The following is a 1,731-nucleotide window of genomic DNA, read 5'->3' on the forward strand; positions in this document are numbered from 1 at the left end:
ACCAAAATTTTCATAATCAGATGATTGCTGTTTATAGTCCCAGTCTCCATTATTACGCACCATATCTTTAAACCATTTAATGGTTTCTAGGGGGCTATGTGTAGCCTGATATTCCAATGCTTGATTAATGTTATTTACTACAGAAATATTTGTTGGGATTGCTCCGACATATCCAAGGTTATTGTCTTGCATGATTGATCCTTTAAATTTTTATATTTATTTTCTTAACGATAAGATAGGATAAGTAGAAACTAACCAGCACGTAAATCACGCCCAAATTAGATTCCATTCCACCATATCTCCAAAACTGAATAAAATTTATATCATGATGAAAATATACCCATTCAAGAAAAGCAAGAAAATTTGATATTACAAACCAAAATACCCAAAAAAAGATAGCACTTATAATTAAAGATACTATTTTTTTAACTTTTGTTCTAAATACATTTTTATCTATCATACTGCCACCTTTCTATTTTTAAAGTTTAGATTATTAGTCATCCACAACGCCGTCGCATTAATCCGTGATTCGATCCCGCTACTGAACCGTGCATCTCCCATGAAGTGTTCGTAGATCCATACCTTCTTATCTATTTCGGAGAGGATCGGAGCGGATGTGAGGGCGTATTTCTCCTGTACGGTTCGCAGCAGAGTATTCAACCCCGACCAATAAGCGATAAACTCTTCGAAGTTGCTGCTCACTTCATTTTTATCTTGCATTAACCGCTGTGTCAGTGCTTTGAAATTCGGGTCTAGATTATAGGCTTGGAAACTGTCTTCGACGTACCCGTATCCTCTCATCTTTGGAAATAATTCAGTTATCGGATCGATACTCGCTGGTGGTGTGCTGTTTGGATTAGAAATTACTTTTTCCAGTGCTAACAGTTGAATATCAGCCGCCAGTTCACGTTCCCCTGCACTATCTCCGTATCGTCCTGCTTCGGATAGGAGGTTACCGTTTAGGTTGATGTTGGTACCGATGACGTTTAGTTCGATGTTTTTGATTCCTGCTTCACTGAGTGTTTTAAGCTCATTCGCCTGAGAGATACCGTCTTGGTTTAGATCTTGCCATACTTTGAGCTGACTGTAGAGCTCGTCACGTCGGTCGATGATACCGTCATAGTTACTGTCGGCAACTTGACGCAATTCGGCAAATCCACTGATCCCTTCTTTACCGAATACTTCGCTGATACCGTCTATCGTTCCATTATGATTTTTATCATACGCTACGAGTCCGTCAACGGCTTGTATCCACCCCACTTTTTCTTTTACTCCGTCTCCTGTTAGATCAAAATAAACCTGTGAATCGGCAAGCGATATCGTAGAGATTTGACCGTCTTGATTCATATCCAAAGCCAGCGGATCATGCATTCACGGTCTAGTTGGAGGGTAGGGAGGTTGATGGGGATTTTTTGGATCTGGCTGTGGTGGTGGCACTCCGTCTGGGCTAGAATCTTTATCATTTGGAATACCATCACCATCTCGATCTGAATCTTTATCATCGGGGATACCATCTTTGTCTTGGTCAGGTATAGGGTTGTTCGGATTATAATTTTCTGGGTCATTAGGGTCGTAAGGGATGAAGCCCATATCTTTTAAACGTTGTTTTTCTTCGGGTGAAAGCGAGTTAACCGCATCAATCCCCTGCTTAATCCATGCCTGATCTTTTGGGTCATCATAATAACCACTACCAGCCAGCATATCCAATACTGTCCATGCTTCTACTAATCC

4 protein-coding genes are annotated in these 1,731 nt (G+C 40.4%); all 4 read right to left on the bottom strand.

All coding sequences use genetic code 11. The annotated features are described in order from the left end of the window. On the bottom strand, positions 1-192 hold a 192-nt coding region (locus tag WA010_RS00445; protein WP_422555210.1), incomplete at its 3' end, for a hypothetical protein. A 10-nt stretch (positions 193-202) separates the two neighbouring features. Continuing rightward, positions 203-460, bottom strand: a complete 258-nt coding sequence (locus WA010_RS00450; RefSeq protein WP_422555211.1) for a hypothetical protein — start codon at positions 458-460, stop codon at positions 203-205. After that, a complete protein-coding gene (locus WA010_RS00455; RefSeq protein ID WP_422555212.1) occupies positions 457-1,371 on the bottom strand; it encodes a hypothetical protein in 915 nt (304 codons plus the stop codon). Before WA010_RS00455 ends, WA010_RS00450 begins: the two co-directional genes overlap by 4 nt. Continuing rightward, positions 1,372-1,731 (bottom strand): hypothetical protein (locus WA010_RS00460; RefSeq protein WP_422555213.1); only part of this gene is annotated, 360 nt, incomplete at its 5' end.

Origin of the sequence: Sulfuricurvum sp. (genome assembly GCF_049305995.1) — a bacterium.
Classification (GTDB): domain Bacteria; phylum Campylobacterota; class Campylobacteria; order Campylobacterales; family Sulfurimonadaceae; genus Sulfuricurvum.

What these genes read in the sequence shown, in the direction of transcription:
- WA010_RS00450 (WP_422555211.1), bottom strand. Translation starts at nt 460, where the DNA reads ATGATAGATAAAAATGTATTTAGAACAAAAGTTAAAAAAATAGTATCT.
- WA010_RS00455 (WP_422555212.1), bottom strand. Translation starts at nt 1,371, where the DNA reads ATGCATGATCCGCTGGCTTTGGATATGAATCAAGACGGTCAAATCTCT.